The 24,976-nt window shown below is 65.0% G+C and carries 19 protein-coding genes; 9 read left to right on the top strand and 10 right to left on the bottom strand.

Translation table 11 applies throughout. The features are described from left to right. Positions 1 to 9 precede the first annotated feature (9 nt). From VGN82_RS00485 to VGN82_RS00465, 5 genes are all read left to right on the top strand, one after another. Positions 10 to 1,563: an AbgT family transporter gene (locus tag VGN82_RS00485; protein WP_327525012.1), complete on the top strand. Its 1,554-nt coding sequence runs from the start codon at positions 10 to 12 to the stop codon at positions 1,561 to 1,563. A gap of 60 nt (positions 1,564 to 1,623) precedes the next feature. Further along, positions 1,624 to 2,835, top strand: a complete 1,212-nt coding sequence (locus tag VGN82_RS00480) for a M20/M25/M40 family metallo-hydrolase (RefSeq protein WP_327525011.1) — start codon at positions 1,624 to 1,626, stop codon at positions 2,833 to 2,835. Positions 2,836 to 2,885: 50 nt separating this feature from the next. After that, positions 2,886 to 4,724, top strand: coding sequence for an SLC13 family permease (locus tag VGN82_RS00475; protein ID WP_327525010.1), 1,839 nt, complete (start codon positions 2,886 to 2,888; stop codon positions 4,722 to 4,724). Positions 4,725 to 4,766: 42 nt separating this feature from the next. Then, entirely contained in the window at positions 4,767 to 4,994 is a 228-nt protein-coding gene (locus tag VGN82_RS00470; protein ID WP_327525009.1) for a hypothetical protein, read from the top strand. 344 nt (positions 4,995 to 5,338) lie between these two features. After that, the gene (locus VGN82_RS00465) at positions 5,339 to 6,172 is read left to right on the top strand and encodes a helix-turn-helix domain-containing protein (RefSeq protein WP_327525008.1); all 834 of its coding nucleotides are present in this window, start codon (positions 5,339 to 5,341) and stop codon (positions 6,170 to 6,172) included. A gap of 39 nt (positions 6,173 to 6,211) precedes the next feature. Here VGN82_RS00465 and VGN82_RS00460 read toward each other — a convergent pair whose 3' ends face one another. Together VGN82_RS00460 and VGN82_RS00455 are read right to left on the bottom strand one after the other, a co-directional pair. Then, the gene (locus VGN82_RS00460) at positions 6,212 to 6,775 is read right to left on the bottom strand and encodes a hypothetical protein (RefSeq protein WP_327525007.1); all 564 of its coding nucleotides are present in this window, start codon (positions 6,773 to 6,775) and stop codon (positions 6,212 to 6,214) included. Positions 6,776 to 7,239: 464 nt separating this feature from the next. Beyond that, positions 7,240 to 8,055 carry an IS1595 family transposase gene (locus tag VGN82_RS00455; RefSeq protein WP_327525006.1) on the bottom strand — a complete coding sequence of 272 codons (816 nt, stop codon included), beginning with the start codon at positions 8,053 to 8,055 and terminating at the stop codon, positions 7,240 to 7,242. A gap of 531 nt (positions 8,056 to 8,586) precedes the next feature. On the opposite strand from VGN82_RS00455, the gene VGN82_RS00450 reads away from it, so the two are divergent. From VGN82_RS00450 to VGN82_RS00435, 4 genes are all read left to right on the top strand, one after another. Beyond that, entirely contained in the window at positions 8,587 to 9,456 is an 870-nt protein-coding gene (locus VGN82_RS00450; RefSeq protein ID WP_327525005.1) for a hypothetical protein, read from the top strand. Between the two features lie 140 nt (positions 9,457 to 9,596). Next, positions 9,597 to 11,606 carry a hypothetical protein gene (locus tag VGN82_RS00445; RefSeq protein ID WP_327525004.1) on the top strand — a complete coding sequence of 670 codons (2,010 nt, stop codon included), beginning with the start codon at positions 9,597 to 9,599 and terminating at the stop codon, positions 11,604 to 11,606. A gap of 17 nt (positions 11,607 to 11,623) precedes the next feature. Beyond that, entirely contained in the window at positions 11,624 to 13,648 is a 2,025-nt protein-coding gene (locus VGN82_RS00440) for a type I secretion system permease/ATPase (protein ID WP_327525003.1), read from the top strand. A 109-nt stretch (positions 13,649 to 13,757) separates the two neighbouring features. Further along, positions 13,758 to 15,101 (top strand): HlyD family type I secretion periplasmic adaptor subunit, encoded by a 1,344-nt coding sequence (locus VGN82_RS00435; RefSeq protein WP_327525002.1) that lies wholly within the window; start codon positions 13,758 to 13,760, stop codon positions 15,099 to 15,101. An 84-nt stretch (positions 15,102 to 15,185) separates the two neighbouring features. Here VGN82_RS00435 and VGN82_RS00430 read toward each other — a convergent pair whose 3' ends face one another. From VGN82_RS00430 to VGN82_RS00395, 8 genes are all read right to left on the bottom strand, one after another. Further along, positions 15,186 to 16,034, bottom strand: a complete 849-nt coding sequence (locus VGN82_RS00430; protein ID WP_327525001.1) for a transporter substrate-binding domain-containing protein — start codon at positions 16,032 to 16,034, stop codon at positions 15,186 to 15,188. 46 nt (positions 16,035 to 16,080) lie between these two features. Next, positions 16,081 to 16,851: an ABC transporter ATP-binding protein gene (locus tag VGN82_RS00425; protein WP_327525000.1), complete on the bottom strand. Its 771-nt coding sequence runs from the start codon at positions 16,849 to 16,851 to the stop codon at positions 16,081 to 16,083. Further along, complete coding sequence (locus tag VGN82_RS00420; protein WP_327524999.1) at positions 16,848 to 17,573, bottom strand: ABC transporter permease; 726 nt, start codon at positions 17,571 to 17,573, stop codon at positions 16,848 to 16,850. The genes VGN82_RS00425 and VGN82_RS00420 overlap by 4 nt, the downstream gene beginning before the upstream one ends. Then, complete coding sequence (locus VGN82_RS00415; RefSeq protein ID WP_327524998.1) at positions 17,573 to 18,292, bottom strand: ABC transporter permease; 720 nt, start codon at positions 18,290 to 18,292, stop codon at positions 17,573 to 17,575. Before VGN82_RS00415 ends, VGN82_RS00420 begins: the two co-directional genes overlap by 1 nt. Before the next feature lie 28 nt (positions 18,293 to 18,320). Then, positions 18,321 to 19,742 carry a M20 family metallopeptidase gene (locus tag VGN82_RS00410; RefSeq protein ID WP_327524997.1) on the bottom strand — a complete coding sequence of 474 codons (1,422 nt, stop codon included), beginning with the start codon at positions 19,740 to 19,742 and terminating at the stop codon, positions 18,321 to 18,323. A 128-nt stretch (positions 19,743 to 19,870) separates the two neighbouring features. Further along, positions 19,871 to 21,268 carry an MATE family efflux transporter gene (locus VGN82_RS00405; RefSeq protein ID WP_327524996.1) on the bottom strand — a complete coding sequence of 466 codons (1,398 nt, stop codon included), beginning with the start codon at positions 21,266 to 21,268 and terminating at the stop codon, positions 19,871 to 19,873. A gap of 189 nt (positions 21,269 to 21,457) precedes the next feature. Then, the gene (locus VGN82_RS00400) at positions 21,458 to 21,982 is read right to left on the bottom strand and encodes a DUF7847 domain-containing protein (RefSeq protein WP_327524995.1); all 525 of its coding nucleotides are present in this window, start codon (positions 21,980 to 21,982) and stop codon (positions 21,458 to 21,460) included. A gap of 410 nt (positions 21,983 to 22,392) precedes the next feature. Continuing rightward, complete coding sequence (locus VGN82_RS00395) at positions 22,393 to 24,666, bottom strand: bifunctional diguanylate cyclase/phosphodiesterase (protein WP_327524994.1); 2,274 nt, start codon at positions 24,664 to 24,666, stop codon at positions 22,393 to 22,395. Between the last annotated feature and the right edge of the window lie 310 nt (positions 24,667 to 24,976).

Genomic DNA, 24,976 nt, shown 5'->3' with positions numbered 1-24,976 from the left:
GAGGCCGACATGTCCACCATTGAAAGCACCGCACCGAAAACGGCGATGCAGCGCTTCCTCGACGGCGTCGAGAAGGTCGGCAACATGGTGCCGCATCCGGTTGTGATCTTCCTGATCCTGATCGGCATCGTGATCGTCCTCTCGGCGGTACTCAGCCTGTTCGGTGCCGCCGTCACCTTCGAGCGCATCAATCCCGACACCCATAAGGTCGAGACCGCGACAACGGCGATCCGCAGCCTGCTCAATATCGAGGGCATTCGCTTCATCTACTCGTCGCTGATCCCGAATTTCATGAGCTTCACCGCGGTCGGCCTGATGATCGTCGCGATGATCGGCGCAGGCGTCGCCGAGGAATCGGGCCTGGTCACGGCACTGATCCGCAAGCTCGTGATCGTTTCGCCGCACTGGGCGCTGACCTACATCCTCGCCTTCGTGGGCATCATCGCCAGCATCGCTGCGGATGCCGGCTATCTCGTGCTGATCCCGCTTGCCGGCATCGCCTACCTAGCAGTCGGTCGCAATCCGCTGGCGGGCCTCGCGCTCGGCTTTGCGGCGGTGGCGGGCGCCTTCACCGTCAACATGCTGATCAAGCCGCTCGACGCGGTCCTGGTCGAGTTCACCAACGACGCCGCCCATCTCGTCGATCCCAATCGCTCGATCGGCCTCGCCTCGAACGTCTGGTTCTCGATCGCCTCGGTGCTGTTCCTGACGGTGATCATCGCCTTCATTACAGACAAGATGATCGCGCCGCGGCTCGGCCCTTACGATCCCAAGCTCGCGGCCGAGGGCACGACCACCGAGCAGGGCGCGGCGCTCTCCGAACAGGAATCGCGCGGTCTGCGCTATGCCGGGCTCGGCCTGCTCGGGCTGATCGCGGTCTTCCTCGTGCTCACGGTGCCGTCCTGGGCGCCGCTGCGCAATCCGACCACCGGCGAACTGATCGGCAACTCGCCCTTCATGAATGGGCTGATCGCGCTGATCATGCTAATGTTCCTGACCACCGGCTGGTGCTATGGCATCGGCGCCGGCACGCTCAGGACGCTGACCGAGGTCATTGCCGCGATCGAGAAGTCGATCAAGAATCTCGGCGGCACGATCTTCCTGTTCTTCGTGCTCAGCCAGTTCGTCGCCTATTTCACCTATACCAATATGGGCACCGTGATGGCGCTCAGCCTGTCGGGCATCCTGCAATCGGCCAATATCGGCGCGCTGCCGCTGCTGCTCGGCTTCATCGTCGTCGTCGCGATCATCGATCTGCTGCTGACCGGCGCCATCGCGAAATGGGCGATCTTCGCACCCGTCTTCGTGCCGCTCCTGATGAAGCTCGGCGTCGAGCCGGAGGCCGTGCTGGCGGCCTATCGCGTCGGCGATTCCCCGATGAACGCGATCACCCCGCTCAACGCCTATTTCGCCCTCGTGGTCGGCTTCGCCCAGAAATACGACCGCAACGCCGGCGTCGGCACCATCGTCTCGCTGATGCTGCCTTACGTCGTCTGGATGTTCGTGCTGTGGACCGCACTCTTCGCGGTCTGGAAGATGCTCGGGCTGCCCTGGGGGCTGTAGGCGGCTACGCCAATTCTGGAACACTCCTGGCTAGGCCTTCGAACAAGGGCCCAAATTCGGATGGATGTCATGAGCACTGCCAATGTGCCGCTCGATGTCGAAGCGGCGATCGACCACCTGATGAACTTCCTCTCGGTCGAGGGCGTCACCGGCGAGGAGGCCGCGATTGCCGCTGCCGTCAGTGAGGCCTTGAAGAAGATCGGCGTGCCTGCTTCGGCGATCCGCTTCGACGACGCCAACAAGCGCATCCCGCTGCCGACGCAGACCGGCAACCTGATCGTCGAGTTGCCCGGCACCAAGCCGGGCCCGCGCCTGCTGTTCTCGACCCATCTCGACACCGTGCCGCTTTGTGCTGGAGCCAAGCCGAAGCGCGAGGGGGATCGCATCGTCTCCGACGGCACGACCGCGCTCGGCGGCGATGCGCGCACGGGCGTCGCGCTGCTCGTCGTGCTGGCCGAGACGCTGATCAAGAACAAGCTGCCCCACCCGCCGATCACGCTGCTGTTCACGGTGCGCGAGGAGAGCGGCCTTCACGGCGCCCGCGAGCTCGATCCCAAGGAGCTCAAGCAGCCGGCCATGTGCGTCAATGTCGACGGCCAGCTTGCCTCCGAACTGATCATCGGCGCGGTCGGTCAGGAGAACTGGGAAGTCGAGATCAAAGGGCGCGCCTCCCATGCCGGCGTTGCACCCGACAAGGGCATCTCGGCGACGCTGGTCGGCGCGATAGGCCTCGCCGAGGCCAAGGCGGCCGGCTGGTTCGGCAAGGTCGTCAAGGGCAAGGAGTTCGGCACCAGCAATATCGGCATCTTCGGCGGCAAGAACGGCAAGCCGGCCGGCGACGCCACCAACGTCGTCACCGACTACGCCTTCCTCAAGGGCGAGGCGCGCAGCCCCGAACTCAGCTTCGCGACCAAGATCGTCGACGGCTACGAGGCTGCCTTCGCGAAGGCCAAGGCTGCTGTGACAGACCACGAGGGCGACACCGCGGATGTGACCTTCCGCCGCGCCGCCGCCTATCCGCCCTTCGAGCTCGGCAAGGACACGCCTGTCGTGAAGCGCGCCACCAAGGCGCTCGGACTGCTCGGTATCGAACCGACCTACCTGTTCTCCAATGGCGGGCTCGACGCCAACTGGCTCGACAAGGCCGGTGTCCCCACGATCACCATCGGAGCGGGGCAGGCCGAGATCCACACGATCAAGGAGTATGTCCGGCTCGACGAGTACGAGAAGGGTTGCCGGCTCGGCATCCTGATGGCGACGCTCGAGGACTGAGGTCTTCGGCGAGATAGCGTGGCCGGAAGGGCCCAGGAAGGAGCTGCCTCGTGAGCCCGATTGCCTATACCGGCCTCATTATCGCCGTTGCCGTCGTGCTGTTCGTCACGAACAAGGTGCCCGTCGTGCTCGTCGCGATGGGCACCTCTCTGGCGCTCTGGGCGACGGGCGTCCTGACCCTGCCGCAGGCGCTGAGCGGGTTCGGCGACCCGGCTGTCATCTTCATCGCCTCGCTCTTCGTCGTCAGCTCGGGCCTGGAGATGACCGGCGTGACGGCCTGGGCCGGTCAGCTCCTGATCAAGGGCGCGGGTGAGGAGAGTCGGACACGGCTGCTCTTGCTGATGATGGGCCTCGTCGCGCTGCTGGTCGCGTTGATCAGCCTGAACGGTGCCGTCGCAGCCCTGCTGCCGGTCGTCGTCGTCATCGCGGTTCGCCTCAGACGCAATTCCTCGCAATTGCTGATGCCCCTGGTCTTCGCTGGCCATGCCGGATCGATGCTGGCCCTCACCGGCACGCCGGTGAACGTGCTGGTCTCGGAGGCGGCGATCGACGCCGGCAAGGCCGGCTTCGGCTTCTTCGAATTCGCGCTCGCCGGCATTCCGCTGCTGGCCGGCACGATGGCGATCATCATCCTCTTCGGCGAGAAGCTGCTGCCGCAGCGCAACGGCGCGACCATGCCGACAGATTTCAGCCGTCACGCCAGGACGCTGGTCGAGCAATACGGCCTTGCCAGCGGCGTCTACCAGATGCGCGTGCGCGCCACCTGTCCCTATATCGGCCAGTCGGCGTCCGTGGTGGATCTTGCGGCCTATCCCGGGCTTCAGTTCGTGGCGATCCAGGAGGGCGAGAGTGGAGGCCCGCTGCGCCGTGGAACGATCGCGGAAGGTGACCAGATCCTGCTGCGCGGCGACGCCGAGGCCGCGGCCAACTTCTCGGTCGCGATGCATCTCGCCTTCCGTGACGAGAGCGCCGCTTCCGGCCAGGGCGAGGAAACCCTGTTCAACCGCCGTTCCGGCCTTGCCGAAGTCGTTATCCCTCCGCGTTCCGGCCTGATCGGGCAGACCGTATTCCCGGGTATGGTGACCGAGAGCGGTGATCTCATCGTCCTTGCCGTGCAGCGTGCGGGCGAGGAGATCGTAGCCGCCAACGCCACCAAGGGAGCCGGAGGCATCGTGCTCCAGTCTGGCGACACCATGCTGCTCCAGGGCACTTGGAAGGCGCTCGATACCCATCTCGACGATCCCGACGTGCTGGTCGTGAGTTCGCCGGAGCTCGTCCGGCGCCAGGCCGTGCCGATGGGACCGGGCGCCAAGCAGGCGGTCATCATCCTGTTCGCGATGGTGCTCATGCTGGCGACCGGCATCGTGCCCTCGGCGGTGGCCGGGCTGCTCGCTGCCGGCGCGATCATCCTCTGCGGCATCATGAGCGTCGAGCAGTCCTATCGCGCGATCAGCTGGACGACGGTGATCCTAGTCGGGGCGATGATGCCGCTCTCGACCGCGATGATTGACACCGGGGCGGCCAAGATGCTTGCCGACCGTCTCGTCGCCTTGGTTGGCGACGCCGGCCCCACGGCGCTGCTTGCCGGCCTCTTCGTCCTGACTGCGATCATGGGCCAGCTCATCAGCAACACCGCCACGGCCCTGATCATCATCCCGATCGGGGTCGCAGCGGCCGCCTCTATGGGTATCTCGCCGCGCCCGGTGCTGATGAGCACGGCGGTTGCGGCAGCTGCATCGTTCCTCACGCCGATCGCGACGCCGACCAATCTCATGGTGATGGGACCTGGCGGCTACAAGTTCAGTGACTACTGGAAGCTTGGTCTGCCGCTGATGATCTGGTTCTTCGTAGTCTCGGTCTTCATCGTGCCGCTGATCTGGCGCTTCTGAACAGCGGGCCGGGCGGCAGACTGCCTGAGAAAGGAAATGAACATGTTCATTCGACAATGCGCGCTGGCCGCCGGACTTCTCCTTGCCGTCGTGGTGACGGATGGCGCTGTCGCAGCCCCGGTGGCCTCGGCTCCGGGCGTCAGCACCGAGAGCGACGTCGAACTGGCCCAGTGGGGGCCGCGCCGCCGCTGCTGGTGGGAGACACGGCGCTTCCGCGACCATCGCGGCCGCTGGCAGACGCGCCGGGTCCAGGTCTGCCGCCGCTGGTGATGGACGTTTCTGTTCCTGCCGTAGCAGGAGCGGGAAAACAGGCCGAAATTCGATGCTCAGCACGGCATTCGCAGCGACGCCGCGAATGCCGCAATGCAATAGTGTAGGTTGCTGCGGTCTGTCGGCATCATGTAACTCTGCGGCATCTGCGTTTGTGGTGCCCCATGATTCCTGTCCGTTTTTCCACGAGTGAGCTTCCTCTTAGGCAGCAATTCGACGCGTGGCAGGGCTGGTTCGAGGGCGTCTTCGATGTTGAGCTGGCCGAGCAGGACTCCGGCTTCGCTGCCAGCAGTGTCGTTTGGGCGCTGGATAATTTCGGTCTGAGTCACGTCAAGGCGCCGGGTTTGACGGCAGTCCGCAACCGCACGCTCCTGCGCGCGAACCCGATCGACCACTGGGTCATCACATTGGGCCGGCGACGGACCGTCGGGTCTGCCGGCGATGGCGTCGAACTCGATGTACCGCCCTCCGTGCCCTATGTGTCGTCGCTCGGGCGGGAACTCGTCAGCCAGCGCTCCCGGGACGAACGGCTGCAGCTCTATCTGCCGCGCGACAGCTTCCGGGAACTCGCCCCGGTGCTGGATGCGGCCCAGGCGCAGGCCCTCGACACCCCGCTCGGTCGGCTGCTCGGAGACTATATCGGGCTGCTCGAGCGGAGCTTTGTTGATCTCGAGCCGGCCGACATGCCGCGCCTGACCAATGCCGTTCGCGCCATGGTGCTGGCCTGCACCGGTCCGTCCTCTGATCGGCTCGACGTTGCCACCAGCCAGATCAACCTGACCCGCCGCGAGAAGGTGCGGCAGTTCATCGACAGGAATCTCCGCGAGCCCGAGCTCGATGCCGCCTTGCTGTGCCGCGAGATTGGCATGTCGCGCACGCAGCTCTACCGGCTCGTCCATGACGATGGCGGGGTGGCTCGCTATATCCGCCAGCGCCGGCTGCTGCGCGCCTATGCGGATTTGTCCGATGCATCGAACAGCGCCAGCATCAACGCCATCGCCGATGCGCTGTGTTTCGAGGATGCATCGAGCTTCAGCCGTGCCTTCAAGCAGGAATTCGGCCTGAACCCGCGGGATGTGCGCGCGGCCGCCGTAGCGGGGCAGACGCTGCGGATCAAGCCCGATGAGCCGTCGTCGGAGATGCCGTCGACGCTGCGGGAATGCCTGCTGCGGTTCTGACTTGGCCGGCGACGGAGCGCCCAGGCGCGAGCCCCGGTGTCAGGCCGACAAGGCCGGGGCCGCCCGGTCGGCGATGGCCTGTTCCAGGAGCGGCAGGAACGCCCAGATGCGGCGATTGAGCGTCTTCAGATCCTGAACGGCCTCGTGGATTTCGTGGAGCCGTTGCTCATCCAGGGAACGCACCGCGCCGAAGCGCAGCTTCCTGCCGCCTTCCTGCAGCTTCATGCTCTGCGTATGCGAGACCTCGCCATGGCTGCCGGGAACGAAGGTCGCGTGGGTGAGCTCGTTGCGCAGCCTCGTGCTGTTCGAGAACGTGTTGACGATGTCGTCGAGTTCGCGGCGAACGATGCCGTCGGCGAGGACGACCTTGGACAGGCGCTGGACGAGATCCAGCCGTGCCCGTGTCGTGTTCAGGGTCGCATGAATGATCGCTGCCTTGACCTCATCCGTACCGGCGAGAAGCATCAGCACATAGATGAACAGGCTCTCATTGTTCGACCACGAGAAGTTGAGATCTCCGACCAGCGCCATGAATTTCTGACGCTCGTCATTGCCCGCCTGCGCAGCCGCTTCCAACGTGGCGAAATCTGGGGGCTGCGGCAAGGATGATCGTTTCATCGCCAACGCCTTCCTCTATATTGAGCCCCGACACGCTGTTGCCGCGGGCCAGAACATGTTCGGTCTCGTCAGAGCCAGATCGGTGAGCCGCTCGATCGCGGCGACGCTCGCGCCCTTCCTGCGCGAGGATCTTGCCGTTTCGCTGCAACTCGGTGCGCCGCTGCCTTCGAACCCTGCGGTTCCGCCCGGCGAATGGCTGCATCCGCGGGTGCTCGGTTTCCTGTCGACGGTCGTAACCCTCCTCGCCGAGCGCCGGGCGGCGCATTTGCCTGACCATGCGCTTGCCTCGGTGCAAGCATCGGTGCTCACCGCCATTACGGGCGCCGGCGGCGAGCTGATCGGCGCGGAACTCTGCCTGCTGTCGAGCAGCGACGATGCCGACTTCCTTGATGGCGCGGCCGCCGGTTTCGGCTTCTTCCAGGCGCTGGAGCTCATCGACCCCTCCGCCACTAGCGAAGGGCAAATCTGGAGCCCGGATTTGGTGCAACCCGATGGCGCTGCGGAACTGGGCGCTGCTGGCGAAGGGCAGCACCGCCGCTATCTCCAGGCGTTATGGGATCAGCATGTGACTCTGCCGCTTGCTGGCGCGCACCGTTGACCGCCTCCTCCGCCCATCCGGCCGGTCGGTGACTGGTCGGGCCGACTTCGCGGAAATCGAATGCGAGCTCGAGCTGGAATTCCTCGTCCTCGCCTGCATCGGCCGTCGGTCGCCGGCATCCAAGCAGGCTGGACAGGCCCGACAGAAAGCGATTCCAGGTTACGGGGGACCTGGTCGGCCCGACGACCGCCAGGAAGCGCTCATAGCGGCAGGCGCTCGCCCACGAGGCCTGCGCCTGCTCGCTTTCGTTCACGACGATGCCCCCGTTGTCGGGCATAGCGTCAGGTGAAAATTGATGGGTGGTGACCTCGGAAAGCGCCGCAACGATTTTCTGCTTCAGGTGCCACGCCGTGCGCTGCGACACGCTCAGCGTCTGAACGAGCGCGAGCACGCTGGTCGTGCCGCCCGCATCGGCGAGCAGATACAGCGCCTGCAGCCAGACATGCAGCGGCACATGGCTGTGATGGAAGGCTGTCCCGATCCGGACCGAAAACGGCTTCCTGCACCGATAGCACTTCCAGGTGCCGATCGTGGTGCTGCTGCCCTGGAGGCGCCCGAGCCGCTCCTGCTCCCCGCAATGTGGACAGCGCGGCCGCTCTTCCCAAGCGAGCCTCTCCACGAAGTGATAAGCCGCCGCTTCATTGCGGAACATGCTCGAGCCCGGCATCGCGCGTCCTCCCGCCTGCCGATCCGCGCTGGGTAAGCAAAGGGTTACAGCCAACGCTTGTTGGGTAGCACTTATCAAAGTTGACGGATGCGTACCATAATTAAATTATCGTTTCAATAAGACGGGGACCGGGCGAAAATTTTGCCCATCACTCGCCAATGAAGATATTCGAGAGTGTATTTTCTCGCTCTCGAAAGTGTATATTGTTGATCGATAAAGTTTTAAAGATACATATTATAAGTAGATGTATGTCAATTCTATTGATGTCCGAATACGGACATGAAGACGTGGCGTGACGCCATGGGCCATAGCATTGATGCGGGAGGCTCAACCAATGACTTAGTGCATATCGTAAATCTCGCCGTTGCGGCGGGATCGAGGGAGCGTTTGCTTGCGAATGTTGCGGCAAAGCGCGCCTGAATTCAGTTTGAGAATATTTGCCACGAGCTCGGACGGCATCCACAGTCGCAGCACAGAAGAGATGCGATTGCGCCTGCCCTCCGATGCTCCCTCGATTTTCAGGAGAGCATTATGGGTCAGTCATACAAGCACAAGCCATATGATCCGAGCCAGGATCAGGACCAGACACAGGGCCAGGCCGAAGGCCAGGCCCAGGCTCAGGCGGAACTCCAGGCCCAGCTTCAGGGACAGGGTCAAGGCCAGGGACAAGGCCAGGGCCAGGGCCAGGGGCAGTATCAGTATGCCGGGCAGGCGGTTGACACGAGCGTCTGGAACGCCTCGCTCAACGGGAACGCCAACGGCAACCTGAACGGCAATGGCAACGGCAACCTGAACCTCAACGGGAACGGCAACGAGAACGTCAACGGTAACGAGAACACCAACTCGAATACCAACACGAACACGGTCGAGAACCATGTCGAGAACACCGTCGACACGCACGTCAACGTGTGCGTGGACGTCGATCTCGGCCTCGATCTGACTTCCTATGGCCTTCCGGACGATGACGACGTGATCGACATCGAGAACATCACCGGGATCACCCAGTCGATCGTGATGCCGGATGTCGTCAATCAGGAAACGATCAACGGCTCGAACTTCAATATCGATCAGGTCAGCAACCTGACCGACAATGACACCCTCAACGGCGCCTCGGTGTCCTACGATGCCGGCGGGGTCGATCCCTCCTGCTGGAGCCGGTGCGACGAAGCCAGCGCGGTGGGCGACTTCTCGATGACGGCCACGGCCCGGGGCGGCAGCGCCACCTCGAACCTCGAGACGATCACCGGAGACGACGGCGATTTCGGCGGAATCGGTGCGGCCAGCGCTGCGGCCTCGATCACGCAGGAAGCCTTCACCCAGCACATCGCCATGGGCGCGAACATCCAGTTCAACTCCATCGATCTGCAGGTCGTCGGCGGAGACCTCAACGACGGCGTCTGAAGATACAACCGGCCTTGGGGCCGGACGGACGGAACGAACCGCGCGGAAGGGCTAGGCCATCCGCGCGGCCTTCCGCGCCGCCACCCATCTTCAGTTCATGAACGGCCCGACGCGACCGTCGCAGTTGGCAGGATCATGTCATGACCGCCGTTGGCTTTACTGAGACCATCTGGCATTTCGCTGGTTATCTCCACATCGCTGATGCTCTCGCCCGATCGACCGAGATCTACGACGGCGAGCGCGGGCCCCGACAACCTGACGATTTCTACGCGTCCTTGCGGGGCAGTGGCGTACGGCCGGAGTTCGAGGAAACCGCATCGCGTCCCGTTCTCCTGCCCGAACCGTCATTCACGGACGTATCCCACCATCTTTCTCGTGCGCCGACGCCGGCAGCGGCGGCCCCCCATCCTGGCGTGGCGTCGACGCAGGTGCCCTTCACCAAGCTGCCGCTTCAGCATGAGGCGGAACTGACGGTCCACGGCAAGCTGGTGATCCAGCTGCACCTCTCGCCGAAGATCGCCGTCGAGTATGCCGATGGCGGCTACGACACCATGGTCGCCATCAAGCAGATCAATCAGATGGAGGACCGTGACACGCTCACGGCCGACACCCTCGTGCTCCAGGGCGAGCACGCCGAAGATGGCACGATCATCGTGCCCGAGGCTGTCGACACCTCACCGATTGTCGAGAACATGATTGCGCGAGCCCTTGCCGAGACCCCGGATTCGATGCCGCGCATCGCGGCGGGCGACGGCGCCTCGATGATCGCGGCGATCCATGACCGCGATGCCGGTTGGCGCGCCGAGGGCCACTCGCCGGAGGCCGACGCGACGGTAGTGCCACCAGTTGGCCGCATCGTCGACGGCGTCGCGACGGACGCGCCGCTGCCGGTGATCGACCCTTATGACACGGTGCCCTGGCGCACGGCTCCAGCCCAGCCGGTGATCGCGGCCGAGAGCCGCATCGACAGCGCTGCGCCGGTGGGAGGGGTCGGAACGCAGGCCGAGACAGGACAGAACATCCAGGTCAATGCGGCCGTCATCATCGATGCCAATGAGATGAGCGGTTCGCTGATCGTCGGCGGCGATTACTTCTTCAGTCGCGGCATCGTGCAGGTGAACATCCTGACCGATTCCGACCATGTCGACATCGCCCGGCCGGACGATGCGCTGCCCGACGTCAGGACCAGTGGCAACGAGGTCCACAACGTTGCCGAGTTCGTGACGCATGACATCATCGTCGTCCATCAGGGTGCTGCCGGGACGCCGAGATGGCAGATCGACGTCTTCAAGGGCGACTTCTACGACGTCAAGGCGATCGTCCAGTTCAACGGTCTCGATGACAATGATCGGACCGTGCAGACGACGGAGAATACGCTCTTCGACGCCAAGACCGGCGGCAACGAACAAACCAACCTGGCGCAGGTCTACGGCTTCGACCACTACGACATCATCATGATCCGCGGCGACTTTCATCGCGTCGACTGGATCTTCCAATACAACATCGTGTTGGACAGTGATGCCGCGAAGCTGCTCTCCGGCGGTCATGACGACGGCGACGGTGCCCAGGTCTCGACCGGCTTCAACAGCCTCGTCAACGAGGCCAGCATCACCACCTACGACAGCGCCGGTTTCAAGCCGCTCAACGAGGCGCAGCGCTCGTTGCTCGACGGCTTCGACCAGAAGGTCACGGCCCTGACGCCGAATGCTGACTGGATGCTGACTGGCAGCATCACCGGGACGCTGAAGGTGCTGTATGTCGACGGCAACTATTACGACATCAACACGATCACCCAGATCAACGTCCTCTCGGATGTCGACCAGAGCATGGCCGCGAGCACCACCGACAACAGCATCCAGGGTGTTTCGGCCGGTGGCAACTCGGCCCGAAACGAGGCGCATATCGTCGACCCCGGCACGCTCTCCACGTCCAAATATGTCGGCGGCGACCTCTATGAGGAAAGCATTCTGGTCCAGACCAACATCATCACCGAGAACGACAAGGTGGTCGTTCACGACACCAGCACGCTTGTGACGGAGTTCGTCGCCTTTGCCGACGAGCACGGCCATGCGGAGAGTTGTCAGCCGGACGCTCGACCGACGGAACCCACCGTTTCGAGTGACCACATCATGTCACAGTTGCTCAGCTGAGGGGCGCCGGCGCGGCCATGACCCAGGAAAATCCCAATCCGCCGGCAACGGAGGAGCCTCCTCCCGTCCGTTCGGCCATCGCCATGCCGCGCGCCCAAGGGTTCGAGAGCTCTGTTTCGTTCCCAAGTGCGAACACCAACGAGCGGGCGCAGGCGGCGCCTCCACCGCGTGCCGAGACGCCGGTTGCGCCAGAGTTCCGGCAGGCGCCGCCCCCGGGTACGGCCCTGCCGAAGGTTCCCTCGACCCAGGCCGGCGGCGTGTCCCCGCCTCGCAACGGCGGCGGTGGTGGCGGTCGCGGCGGAGGAGGTGGTGGTTCGCCGATCGAGCAGCGGCTCGGTGACCGCGATTTCAAGCAGGTTCTCGGCAAGGGCTTGGCGGACGCGCGCCACAACCTTGTTGTCGTCGCCCTGTTCTCGATCGTCGTGAACACGCTCGTGTTGGCGGTGCCGATCTATCTCTTCCAGATGTCCGACCGCGTATTGACCAGCCGCAGCCTCGATACGCTGGTCATGCTCTCGATCATCGTGATGGTGGCGATCCTCGCACATGTCCTGCTCGACATGATGCGGCGCTTTATCCTCATGCGGGTAGCCGTCGATGTCGAAAGCCGCCTCGGCGCACCGGTGCTGGCCGCCGCTGCCAAGGCAGCCCAATCGGGCTCCGGCCGCGAGTTTCAGGTGCTCGCCGATCTCCAGCAGATCCGCAGTTTCCTGACCGGGCCGGTCATCCTGACCATGTTGGACGCGCCGACGGCGCCGATCTATCTGCTCGCCGTGTTCCTGATCCATCCGGATCTCGGCTACATCGTCACCGTCGCGGCGCTGGTCCTGTTCCTGATCGCCTATCTCAACCAGCAGGTCACGGCGGTGCCCTTTGCCCGCGCCAGCGCCTACTCGACGCGGGCCAACCTGCAATCCGAGGCGATGTCGCGCAACGCCCAGGTGATCAACGCCATGGGCATGATCCCGGAGGGGGTCATGATCTGGGGGCGCGAGACGGCCGAGTCGCTGAAGGCGCAGGTCAGCGCCCAGGACCGCAACATCCTGATGACCGGCTTCTCGAAGTTCTTCCGGCTCGGGACCCAGATCGCCATGCTCGGCTGGGGCGCCTGGCTGTCGCTTTCCGGCCAGCTCACCGGCGGCATGGTGATTGCGTCGTCCGTCGTCGCGGGCCGGGCGCTGGCGCCGCTGGAAGGCACCATCGAGGGTTGGCGCAGCTTCATTCATGCCCGTGCCGCCTATTCCCGCGTGCAGGCGCTGCTGCAGAGCTCCCCGCTCAATCTCGACCGGCTTCGCCTGCCGCGCCCGAGCGGTCGGCTCGATGTCGAGCGCATCCTCTATGTCCCGCCGCCCAACAAGAAGGTCATCCTCAACGGCATCAGCTTCAGCCTGAACCCGGGCGACTCGCTGGCGATCGTCGGTGCCTCCGGCTGTGGCAAGTCGACTCTCGCGCGCATGCTCGTCGGGTCGATCAATCCGACGGCTGGAAATGTCAGGCTCGATCTGATGGATCTGCGCAACTGGGATCCGCGCCAGTTCGGCGAGAGCGTCGGCTACCTGCCGCAGGACATGCAGCTCTTCCCTGCCTCGATAAAGGCCAACATCGCCCGCATGCGCGAGGATGCCTCCGACGCCGAGGTCTTCGAGGCGGCCGAGATCGCCGACATCCACGAGATGATCTCGCAGTTCTCGCAAGGCTACGAGACCCAGATCGGCATGGATGGCAGCCCGCTGTCGGGCGGGCAGAAGCAACGCATCGGGCTCGCGCGGGCCTTCTTCGGCAATCCGAAGCTGGTCGTACTCGATGAGCCGAACTCCAATCTCGACGTGCTCGGCGAGAAGGCGCTCGCGGTCGCCCTGCAACGGGCCAAGGAACGCGGCATGACTGTGGTCGCGGTGACGCAGCGCCCGACCCTGCTGCGCAGCGTCGACAAGATCATGATGATCAAGGACGGCGCCGTGCAGGTCATGGGCACGCGCGACGAAATCCTGCCTCTGATCACGGGCCAGCGCAGCCTCGAGGGCGGAGCCCAGCCCGCATGAACGCCCCACGGCATCGACCCGATGCCGTAGGTCTTTGATTTCATATCGATCCTTTCGAAGCTGCGTTCGGGCTTTCGGATCGATGCCTTGGCCACGGGAGGCGCGTGCGATGTCCGATACAGCCGCCAAGATTGAGCCCTGGTACGAGGGCATCCCACGCAGCACGGCCAAGGCGAAGCTCGTCGGCACGGTCGTCATGGTGGCGACGGTGATGGGCTTCGGGGTCTGGGGCAACACCGCGCCGATCTCAGGCGCGGTGATCGCGACCGGCGTCTTCGTAACGACCGGGCAGAACAAGACGATCCAGCATCTCGAAGGCGGCGTGATCAACAAGATCATGGTGCACGAGGGCGATGTGGTGGAAAGCGGTCAGCTCCTGATGACGCTGGACGACGTGGCGCCCCGCGCCGAGCTGCGCCGGCTCCTGCTGCGACAGATGCGTGCCGAGGCGATCGAGACCCGGCTGCGGGCGGAAGCGGCGAGCAAGCCCCGTCTCGAATTCCCGATGCACCTACTGGCGGCAGAAGCCGATCCCGACATCGCAGCGCTGCTGTCGAGCCAGCGCTCCACCTTCGCGGCCCGACAGGCGAGCATCACCAGCGACATCATCACCTATCAGAAGAGCATCGACGGGCTCGAGGAGCGGATCGCGGGCAGCCGCACCCAGCTCGCCGCGATCCAGGAGCAGTCCAAGCTGCTCAAGGAAGAGCTTGAGGCGAAGGTGGCCCTGCTCGCGCGCGGCTATATCCGCAAGCCCGAGGTCCTGGCGCTGCAGCGCGCCTCGGCCAACCTCCAGGGTGAGGTCGGGCGCATCAACGGCGACATCGGCGATTCCCGCGAGCGCATCGCCCGCTCGCTCGAACAGATCGAGGGCGTCCGCAAGCAGGCGGCCAAGACCGCCTCCGAGCAGTTGCAGGAGATCGGCGCCGAGCTGAACGACGTGCGCGAGCGGGGCCGCAGCATCCGCAACCAGCTCGACCGCATGCGCATCACGGCTCCGGTCAAGGGAACGGTCGTGAAGATGCGCTATCACACGCCGGGCGGCGTCATCGAGCCCGGCAAGGCCATCATGGAGATCGTCTCGCTGCAGGACGAGGTCGTGATCGAGGCGCGGGTGCGCCCGCAGGACATCGACAAGATCAAACACAGCCAGACCGCGATGGTCAGGCTGACCGCACTCAACCAGCGCACGACGCCGATGGTCGATGGGCAGGTGATCTACATTTCCGCGGACGCCCTGCCGGACGACAAGACGCGTTCGCTGCCGGCCGCGCCCGACATCTATGTTGTCCGCGTCAGGCTGGAAGCCGCCAGCGTCAACAAGGTCCGCGGCTTCGAGCCGACGCCTGGCATGCCGGCCGAAGTCTACATCCGCACGACCGAACGGACTTTCTTCGAATATCTGATGCAACCCCTCAGGGACAGCATGGCCCGCGCCTTCCGCGAGAGCTGAGTTCCGTTCGGCGCATCCCGACCATGAAAAAGCCCGCCGGTGCCTTGGCTCCGGCGGGCTTTCCCGATCCGTTTCGGTGTCGGCTCAGCGCACCGAGACGTCGAAGCCGAAATACTTCTCCGACAGCGTCTTGATCGTGCCGTCGGCATTGGCCTCGGCGATCGCCTTGTCGAACTTGGCCTTGAGCTCGGTGTCGCCCTTGCGCAGGCCGACGGCGCTGCCCTTGCCGACGATGCCGCCCTGGAAGCGCGGACCGACGACGGACATGTCCTCGTTGCCGGGCTTCGACGCGGCCGTCGAGAGATAGGCCATCGAGGCCACCACGGCGTCGATGCGGCCGGCAGCGAGGTCGAGATCGTGCTGCTCGGTGGTCTTGTACTCGCGGATCTCGACGACGCCCTTGAAGTACTTCTCCAGAAAGGCGCCGTTGATCGTCGAGGTCTGCACGCCGATCACCTTGCCCTTGAGCAGCGGCTTCAGCTTCTCGATTCCGGCGAGCGCCCCGGCCTCGTCATTGCTCAGGTGAAGGATCTTGCCCTTCTCGGGGAGGTTGGCGAGGGGGCTGCCCTTCGGCACGGCGAAGGTCTGGCCGGTCGAGCCGTAGGGCACGGAGAAGGCGATCGCCTCCTCGCGCTTCGGGGTCACCGACATGCCGGCCATGATCGCGTCGAACTTGCCTGCGTTCAGCGCCGGGATCATGCCGTCGAAGGACTGCGCCTCGATGCTGCAATCGAGGTTCGCGCGCTTGCACAGGTCCTTGTAGAGCTCGATCTCGAAACCGGCGAGCGTGCCGTTGGCCTCGGTCCAGTTCCACGGGCGGAAGGCGCCTTCGGTCGCGATACGCACCTTCTGCGGCGCCTGCGCGAGGGCAGGAACGGCAAGGCCGGTGACGGCGAGGGCCGCGAGCGCGGCCAGTCTGGCGATCGTCTTCATGGTGGGATCATCCCTGTTAGCTGGGCCGGTGGCCCGGTTCGGATACTCAGCCCGCCAGGAACTGGCGGAAGCGTTCGGAGCGGCTGTTGGCGAAGACCTCGGCCGGCAGGCCTTCCTCCTCGACGACGCCCTTGTGCAGGAAGACGACCTTGCTGGAGACGTCGCGGGCGAAGCCCATCTCATGCGTCACGACCAGCATGGTCCGGCCTTCCTCGGCGAGCGAGCGCATCACGCGCAGGACCTCGCCGACCAGCTCCGGATCGAGTGCCGAGGTCGGCTCGTCGAACAGCATCACCTCCGGGCGCTGCGCCAGGGCGCGGGCTATCGCCGCGCGCTGCTGCTGGCCGCCGGAGAGATGCGCCGGATAGTGATTGCGCTTGTCGGCGATTCCGACGCGGGCGAGGATCGCTTCGGCCTCGGCGATGCATTCGGCCCGCGGCCGTCCCTGCACATGCACGGGGGCTTCGATCACGTTTTCCAGGATCGTCAGATGCGACCAGAGATTGAAGCTCTGGAACACCATCGCGGTCCGAGCCCGCAGGCGCTGCACCTGGGCGGCATCGGCCGGACGGACGCCATGGCGGGTCTGCCTCAGCGCGATGCTCTCGCCCGCGACAGTGATCTCGCCGCTGTCGGGCACCTCCAGCAGGTTGAGGCAGCGCAGCATCGTCGACTTGCCCGAGCCCGACGAGCCGAGGATGGAGACGACGTCGCCGACACGGGCATCAAGCGAAATGCCCTTCAGCACCTCGAGTTCGCCGAAGGTCTTGCGCAGGCCGCTGATGCGGACGGCGAGGGGGCGCTCGGCTTCGGTCATGCGGCGGCTTTCGGTTCGGTCGCGACGGCGGCGGCCGGGGCGGGGCGCAGATGCGGGGAGAGCCGGAATTCGGCGAACTGGATCAGCCGCGTCACGATGAAGTTGATGGCGAGATAGATCAGGCCGGCGACGATGAAGACCTCGATGGCGCGGTAGGTCTGTGAGATCAGCTTGGCGGCGAGGCCGGTCACCTCCATCAGCGTGATGATCGAGGCGAGCGAGGTCGCCTTGATCATCAGGATCACCTCGTTGCCATAGCCGGGCAGCGCCTGCCGGATCGCCAGCGGCAGGGTGATGCGCCGGAACAGCAGCAGGCGCCCCATCCCGGCGGCGCGCGCCGCCTCGATCTGCCCGGCCGGCACGGCCTGCAGGCCGCCACGGATGATCTCGCAGGCATAGGCCGCGGTGTTGAGCGACAGTGCGAGCAGGGCGCACCACCAGGGCTCGCGCAGGAACGGCCAGATCATGCTGCCGCGGATCTCGCGGAACTGGCTGAGGCCGTAATAGATGATGAAGATCTGCACGAGCAGCGGCGTCGAGCGGAACACGAAGACGTAGATGCGCACCAGCCATTCGAGCGGCGGAATGCCGGAAACCCGGAGAGTCGCGAGCACGAGCGCCAGCACGCCGCCGCAGGCGACCGAGGCGAAGGCGAGCTGCAGCGTCAGCGGCACGCCAGGCAACAGCGTGAGAAGCGTCTCGTAGAGGAACGCGAAATCCATCAGGCCCTCCGCAGGCCGCGCGTCAGGCGCAGCTCCGCCAGGCGCAGACCCCAGCCCGAGACCGACGAGATCACGAGGTAGAGGATCGCCGCCGCGATGAAGAAGGTGAAGGGCTGGCGCGTCGAGCCGGCGCCGATCTGCGCCTGCCTGAGGATCTCGACAAGGCCGACCACGGAGATAAGCGCGGTTTCCTTCAGCACGAGCTGCCAGACATTGCCGAGCCCCGGCATGGCGTAGCGCAAGACCAGCGGCCCTGTGATCCGGCGCAGTCGCAGCAGCGGGGACATGCCGCTGGCGATCGCTGCCTCGATCTCGCCGCGCGAGACGGCGCGATAGGCGCCGCGGAAGACCTCGGTGTGATAGGCGCCCGAGACGACGCCGATCGCCAGCGCACCGGCGAGGAAGCCGGGCAGGCTGACGAAGCCGGTGGCGCCGAAGAGCCGGCCGAGCGGCGTCAGCACGGCGCTGGAGCCGAAATAGAAAAGGTAGATGACGAGCAGGTCGGGAATGCCGCGCAGCACGGTGGTGTAGGCGTCGGCGATGCCGCGGGCGACACGCCCGCCCGCGATCTTGGCCCAGGCGCCGAGACCGCCGATCACGGCCCCGACAACGAAGCCGGTCAGGGCGACGGCGATCGTCATGCCGGCGGCCGCCAGCATGGCCGGGCCCCAGCCGTTCGGACCGAAGCCGAGCAGTTCGAGAAATCCAGGCTGGTTCATCGTCTGAGCGTTCTGGCCTCGGAAGCGCTCAGTGGGCGGCCATGTCGAGCGGCGGCTCGATGTCGTCGGTGATCGGATTGACGAAGGGGTTCTTCGCCCGGAATGCCGCGAATTCGGCCTGTGCGGCTTCGAGCAGGGCCGGGTTCTCGATGACGTCGGCGGCGACGCCGGCCATCGCCTTGGCGGCGAGCGCCAGGCCCTTGTGAGCCGCCGGTGCACGCCCTTGCGCCACGAGCTGCCAGGAATGGCCGGGCGTGCCGATCGCATAGCAGGCGGTGCGGCACTGGACGGTCGGGACGACCCAGCTCACCGTGCCGACATCGGTGGAACCGACCGAATTGTCGTTGCCGGCGCCGAGCGGGTAGATGATGTCGCTCAGGGCCTCGCCCGGCTGCGGTTCGAGATCGAAGCGGGCATAGGAGGCGGCGATGTCCTCCTGGCTCAGCGTCGCCTGGAACCTGGCCGCGAAGGCGTGGTCGGCAACATCGAAGCCGGGCCCGCCGATCGCCTCGAGATTGGCCTGCATGGCCTGTTCGAGCGGCAGGTTGCCGACGAGGTTCGCATCGCCGCTGAGCTGCTGCGCGACGACCTGGGTCTCGGTCATCAGGGCGGCGCCCTCGGCGATCTTCTTCACCCGTCCGACCATGTCCCACATCTCGGCCAGGTTGCGGGCGCGGATCAGGTGGCGCACGGTCGCCTTGGCCTGCACGACGTTGGGCGCGATGCCGCCGGCGTCGATGATCGCGTAGTGCACGCGCGCCGTCGAAGGCATGTGCTCGCGCATGTAGTTGACGCCGATATTCATCAGCTCGACGGCATCGAGCGCACTGCGGCCGAGATGCGGCGCGGCGGCGGCATGCGAGGCGCGACCGGTGAAGGTGAATTCGACCTCGACGCAGGCGAGCGAGAAGGCGCGGTTGACGCCGCTGAACGAGGCCGGGTGCCAGCAGAGCGCGACGTCGACGTCGTCGAACAGGCCGGCACGGACCATGAAGCCCTTCGACGAGCCGCCTTCCTCGGCCGGGCAGCCGTAATAACGCACGCGGCCCTTGAGCCCCTGGGCAGCGAGCCAGTCCTTGACGGCAGCGGCCGCGAGCAGCGACGCGGAGCCCAGCATGTTGTGGCCGCAGCCATGGCCGTTGCCGTTCGCTTCCAGCGGCTCGGGAGTCGCGACGCCCTCGGCCTGGCTGAGACCGGGCAGGGCGTCGTACTCGCCCATGATCGCGATGACCGGGCCATCCTCGCCCGCCTCGCCGATGACGGCGGTCGGCAGGCCGGCGGCGCCCATGGTGACGCGGAAGCCTTCGGCCTCCAGCATGGCGCGGTGCTCGGCGGCGGAACGGACCTCCTGGTAGTTCAGCTCCGGCATGCCCCAGATCCGGTCCGACAGCGCGAAATAGGCGGGCGCCTTTTCGTCGATGCGCGACCAGACGTTCTTGCTGTTGGACATGGGACTCTCCGGCACACGGCGTTTTTTTAGGCAGCGTCCCCTTGCATGGCACCATGGCGCGCGCAAGCGTCGTTGGCGTCGCGTCCTCTGCAGAAACAGCAGGGCGCCCTTGCGCCGCAGGGACTGTATCAGCGCATCGCGCCGAGCAGCCCCAGTCGTTCGCGGGCCCGCCAGCGCCCGAGCATCAATATGGCGACGATGGCCAGCGCGACGGCTAGCCCGATCCAGATGCCGATGCCCGCCAGCGGCGTCCAGAAGCCGAGCGCGGCCGCGAGCGGCAGCCCGATGACCCAATAGCCGACGCCGGCGAAGATCATCGGCACGCGCGTATCGCCGAGGCCGCGCAGGATACTGGAGCCGACGACCTGCGCGCCGTCGGCGATCTGGAAGATTGCGGCATAGAGCAGGAAGGCCATGGCCAGCGCCGCGACCTCGGTTGCGCCGGGCTTGGTCGTGTCGAGGAAGGGGCTGACCAGAATCTGCGGCGCGAACAGCATCACCAGCGCGGTGAGCGCCATGAAGCCGAGGCCGAGCGCGATCGCCACGCTGCCGGCCCGGGCGATGCCATCCCTGTCGCCGGCGCCGAAGGCCCGCCCGACGCGCACGGTCGCCGCCTGGCCAATGCCCATCGGCACCATGAAGGTCAGCGAGGCGATCTGGATTGCGATCGCATGGGCGGCAAGCGAGGTCGGGCCGAGCAGGCCCATCAGCAGGGCCGCGCCGTTGAAGATCACCACCTCGAAGGCCAGCGTCGTGCCGATTGGCAGCCCGAGCCGCCAGAAGGCGCGGAAGCGCTGCCAGTCGGCCACCCAGAACCGCCCGAACAGGCGAAAGCGCCGGAAGCGGCGATCACGCGTCACGACCAGGGCCATGCCCAGGAACATGACGAGCGATGACAGCGCGGTCGCCAGCCCCGAACCGGGCAGGCCGAGTGCCGGGAAGCCGAGCGCGCCGAACATCAGGCACCAGTTGGCGAGCGCGTTGAAGGCGACGGCGATAACGACGACGACGGATGCGGCGAAGGGGCGCTGCAGTGCCGCCACGAAGCCGCGCAGCACGAGATAGAAGAAGAACGGCAGCAGCCCCCATTGCAGCGTATGCATGTAGGATGCGGCGGCGCTCGAGAGCGCCTTGTCCTGCCCCATTGCGGTCAGGATCGTTTCGGCCTGCCAGAGGAACAGCCACATCGGGCCCACGAGGACCGCCGCCGCCCAGAAGCCCTGCCGCACTGTGCGGCGAACCTCGCGCACGGCGTGCCGGTTGCGACCGAGCTCGATCGAGATCATCGGCGCGACGGCCGCCATCACGCCGATGCCGAAGATCAGCACGGCCATGTAGAGATTGGCGCCGAGCGCACCGGCCGCCAGCGCCTCCGGGCTGAGATGCCCCATCATCACGACGTCGGTGGCCGTCATCGCCGTCTGGGCGACATTGGTCAGCACCATCGGCCAGCTCAGCGAGAGCATGGCCCTGGCCTCGGCGAGCCACGGGCTCGCCTGTCGGGTCTGAAGCGCGATATCCGTCATGGTGCCGCGTTCTAGCCCTCGCGGCGCACAAAAAACAGTCACTGCCTTGCCGGACGGACCTGCGCCCAATGGATGGCCTGGTTCCGGTCCGGGCGCTGGTGCTGCCCGACAGTCGAGCGGGAGGAAAGCAAACGGCGGCCACCCGAGGGTGACCGCCGCAGTGCGAAGCGCCTTCAGCCGGCGCGCAGTTCAATCGAAGACGTCCGCCTGCGCGCCGAGATGGACGCCTTCCTTCGCGGCCCTCAGGTCATGATAGACGACCGCGCAGAGTACCGCGCCGAATGCGGTCGAGACGACCTGCCAGGCGAAGCTGAGCAGTTGCCCGACGATCCCATTGCCACCAATCGCGGTCAGCACCATTTCGCCCACGAGCGCCATGAGGACCACCAGCAGGAACAGGCCGAAGATCTGCCAGCGATAGCCCTGGGTCAGCGCGACACTGCGGCTGAGGCTCTCGGTGACTCCGGTCTTCTCGATGACGCAGGCCGGGATCGCGACGAAGAGCATGCAGCCGATGATAACGCCCGGGACGATGAAGAGCAGGATCCCGAGGCCGATTGCTAGGCCGGCAAGGAGCGCGACACCGACGACGGGAACCGCGCGGGCCAATCCGATCTGGAGTGATTGGCCGATGGTGAAGGGCTGTCCACGCATGTCCTGGAAAGCGCCATAGAGGCTCGTCGCCTGAGCCACGGTCTGTAGAACGAAGGTCAAGACCGCCGTCAGGGCTCCCGCGAGTGCGAAACCCGCTCCATGAACCTGAGCGTTGCCTGGCATCGTCAGGATCAAGAGAAGCAGAGGCGCCATCGGCATGAGTGCAAGAAGAGCGAACTTGCCGAATTGATGGCTTAGGATCGCGAATGATTTGTTGATGATTGCGCTGACACGAAATTCTGTCGCGGTGGTCCGACGGTTGGCGGCAGAAAGGTCGCTCATCGAATCATTCCTTACCTTACGGCGGCAGGTTGGCATGGCCTGCGTGAAGCGGCAATTTGCAGTCGATGGCCGAGATTTATTCGGCGAGCGGACGATACCGTCATCCTTCGGATGAAGGTTTGCTCCCGTGCTGGATCAGCATATTCTGGCTCGCTAGTGCGGGCCGGCTTGCATGATTGCGAAATGCGTCACGCTGCCCGGGCGGGCTTTGCCTGCTGCAGGAAGCCGGCGATCTGGCTCTCCGGCATCGGCTTGGCGAAGAGATAGCCCTGGGCCTGGGACGCGCCGGCGGCCGTCAGTTCGGCCAATTGCTGCTGCGTTTCGACGCCCTCTGCCGTCGTCTCGATCTTGAGCGCCCGTGCCAGGTTGATGGTCGCCTCGACGATGGCGCGGCTCTTCGGATTGGCCATGTTCGCGACAAAGGACCGATCGATCTTGATCTTGTCGTAGGGGTAGGACTCCAGATAGCTCATCGACGCGAAGCCGGTGCCGAAATCGTCCAGGGCGATCGACACGCCCATCCTGCGGATCCTGCGGAGACGTTCCAGGGCGCCGTCGCCGAGTAGAACGGATTCGGTCACCTCGATCGTTAGCCGGCTGGCGCGCAGCTTGGATCGTTGCAGAGCCTCCCTGATGTGCTCGATGACGTCGTCCGATGCGAGCTGGATCGGCGAGACATTGACCGAGATATGCATCGACGCCGGCCACTTCGACGCTGCCGTGCAGGCGTCGATCAGGATTCTCCGTCCGAGCGGAATGATCAGGCCGATCGCCTCGAGCGTGGGAATGAACGCGTGCGGCGGAACCAGGCCATGTCCCGGCCGGCGCCAGCGCACCAGGCTTTCGAACCCCCAATAGCGTCCGGTCTTGAGCGAGACGATCGGCTGGTAGTGCAGTTCGAACTCGCCGTTCTCGATGGCGCGAGGAAGAGCGGCTTCGAGGTCGCGGCGTTTCAGGCGCTGCGCATTCAGCTCGGCATCGTAGAACCTGAAGCCGCTCGCAGGATCGGCCTTGGCCGCATAAAGCGCGAGATCGGCGGCCTTGAGGAGTTCGTCCGCGTTCGAGCCGTGAGTTGGTCCAATGGAAATGCCGACCGAGCATTTGCACTGCAGGGCCTTGCCGCTGATCTGATGGGGTTCTGCGAGCCTTGCCAGCAGGTGGATGGCAAGGCCCTCGGCGGCTTCGAGGCTGGCGATGTCCTTAACGATGACCGCGAATTCATCGCCGCCGATTCTGGCGACGAAATCGCTTGTGCTCACGCAATCCCGCAGGCGCCTGACAATGCTCTGAATCATCAGATCGCCTGTCGGGTGGCCCAGCGTGTCGTTGATCTCCTTGAAGCGATTGAGGTCGATCACGAACAAGGCGAACTCGCGGCCACTTTCCGCAGCCGCATCGATCGTTCTTTGCATCTTCTCGACGAAGTACAGGCGATTGGGCGCCTTGGTCAGGACATCGTGGCGCGCCAGGAACCGTTCGGTGGCGGCTTGCAGGACGCTGGCCTCGACATGCCGCCGGCCAAGGAACCAGGCGATGGCGATGGCGATGTTCATCAGAAGCGCAGCGACGGCGATGCCGGTTGCCTGCATCCGCCAATTGGCGAGAATGCTGCCATAGGCGTCGCTGACGAGGATTGAGACCGGAAAGGCAGCGGATCCTTTGACTGCGACGAGGCGCCGTTCGCCGTTGGGGGTGGTGATGTCCGTCGTCGTTGTCGTGTCGGTGATCTTCAGGAGCGGCCAGAGCCGCTGGGCGATGTGCGGCGAGGCGCTCATGTTTCCTTCTTGAGGAAATTGGGCCAGTCGCGCTCCATCGTTGCGCACGAGCCGCGTCTGTAGATAAGTCTTCGAGGCCAGGCGGCTGTAGAGGGATGTGAAGTGTTCAATGTCGAGTGAGGCGTTGATGATACCCAGATAGGTTCCGTCCTCTGACGTGATCTTCCGGGAGAACATGATGGCCTTGACGCCGGAAACACGCGAATCCATCGCATCGCTGATCGTGATTTGGTCGTCCTTGGCGGACGCGGCAACTCTGAAATAGTCGCGATCTCCGATATTCTGTGGCCGGTATTTCGCCTTCTTTTGCGATGTCGCTACGATCTCGCCATCCTTGCGGATGATCGCCAGCCCGTTGACGTGAGGGAGATCGGCGGCCCTTTCGGCCAGGGCCTTGAAGGTTCCGTTCGAGCTGGCGACGTCGTCGAAGGATCGCGCATGCGATGCCATTTCGAAGCGGATCCGCTCGGTGATGCCCTTCTGAACGAACTCGACGGCCTGCAGGGCTCGATCTGTCTGCTCGACGAGGACATGAGCGTAGTTCCTGAGCTCGTCTTCGGCTCGCTCGATTGCGTTCTGGCGGCCGAAATAGATGAACAGCGCACATCCGATCGTAGCGGCCGCAGCGACGAAGAGGCACAGGAGGCGGATCGCATTGAGGGGTACTAGTCGGAGGCCGCTACGCACAACTTCTGTCCTTGCCCGGCCCCGGCCGATCGGGGCCAGTGCCGAAAACGCGCTCGTCTTGATCCTCGTCGCGGCCTCTTGCCGCCAGTCCCTCACAACAGGCAAGAACAACTAACAAACCTTTGCGTGCCGCAATGCACCCGCAGGTCGAGATGCAACTCCGCACGAATATCGTAAATGGATCCAGCAAGAAGTGCCGATCTTCTCCTATGCCCTCAGCGGAAGGGCACGGCGCCGGTCGTCGTTAGGCATTGAGGGGGCGTCCATGTGGATCGTAGAAATACATTGAGATTACGTAGCGAAAGCTAAG

The sequence above is a fragment of the Allobosea sp. genome (genome assembly GCF_035999205.1).
Lineage (GTDB): Bacteria > Pseudomonadota > Alphaproteobacteria > Rhizobiales > Beijerinckiaceae > Allobosea.
The sequence above is the reverse complement of the archived record's forward strand: the minus strand, read 5'-3'. Positions and strand labels throughout refer to the sequence as shown.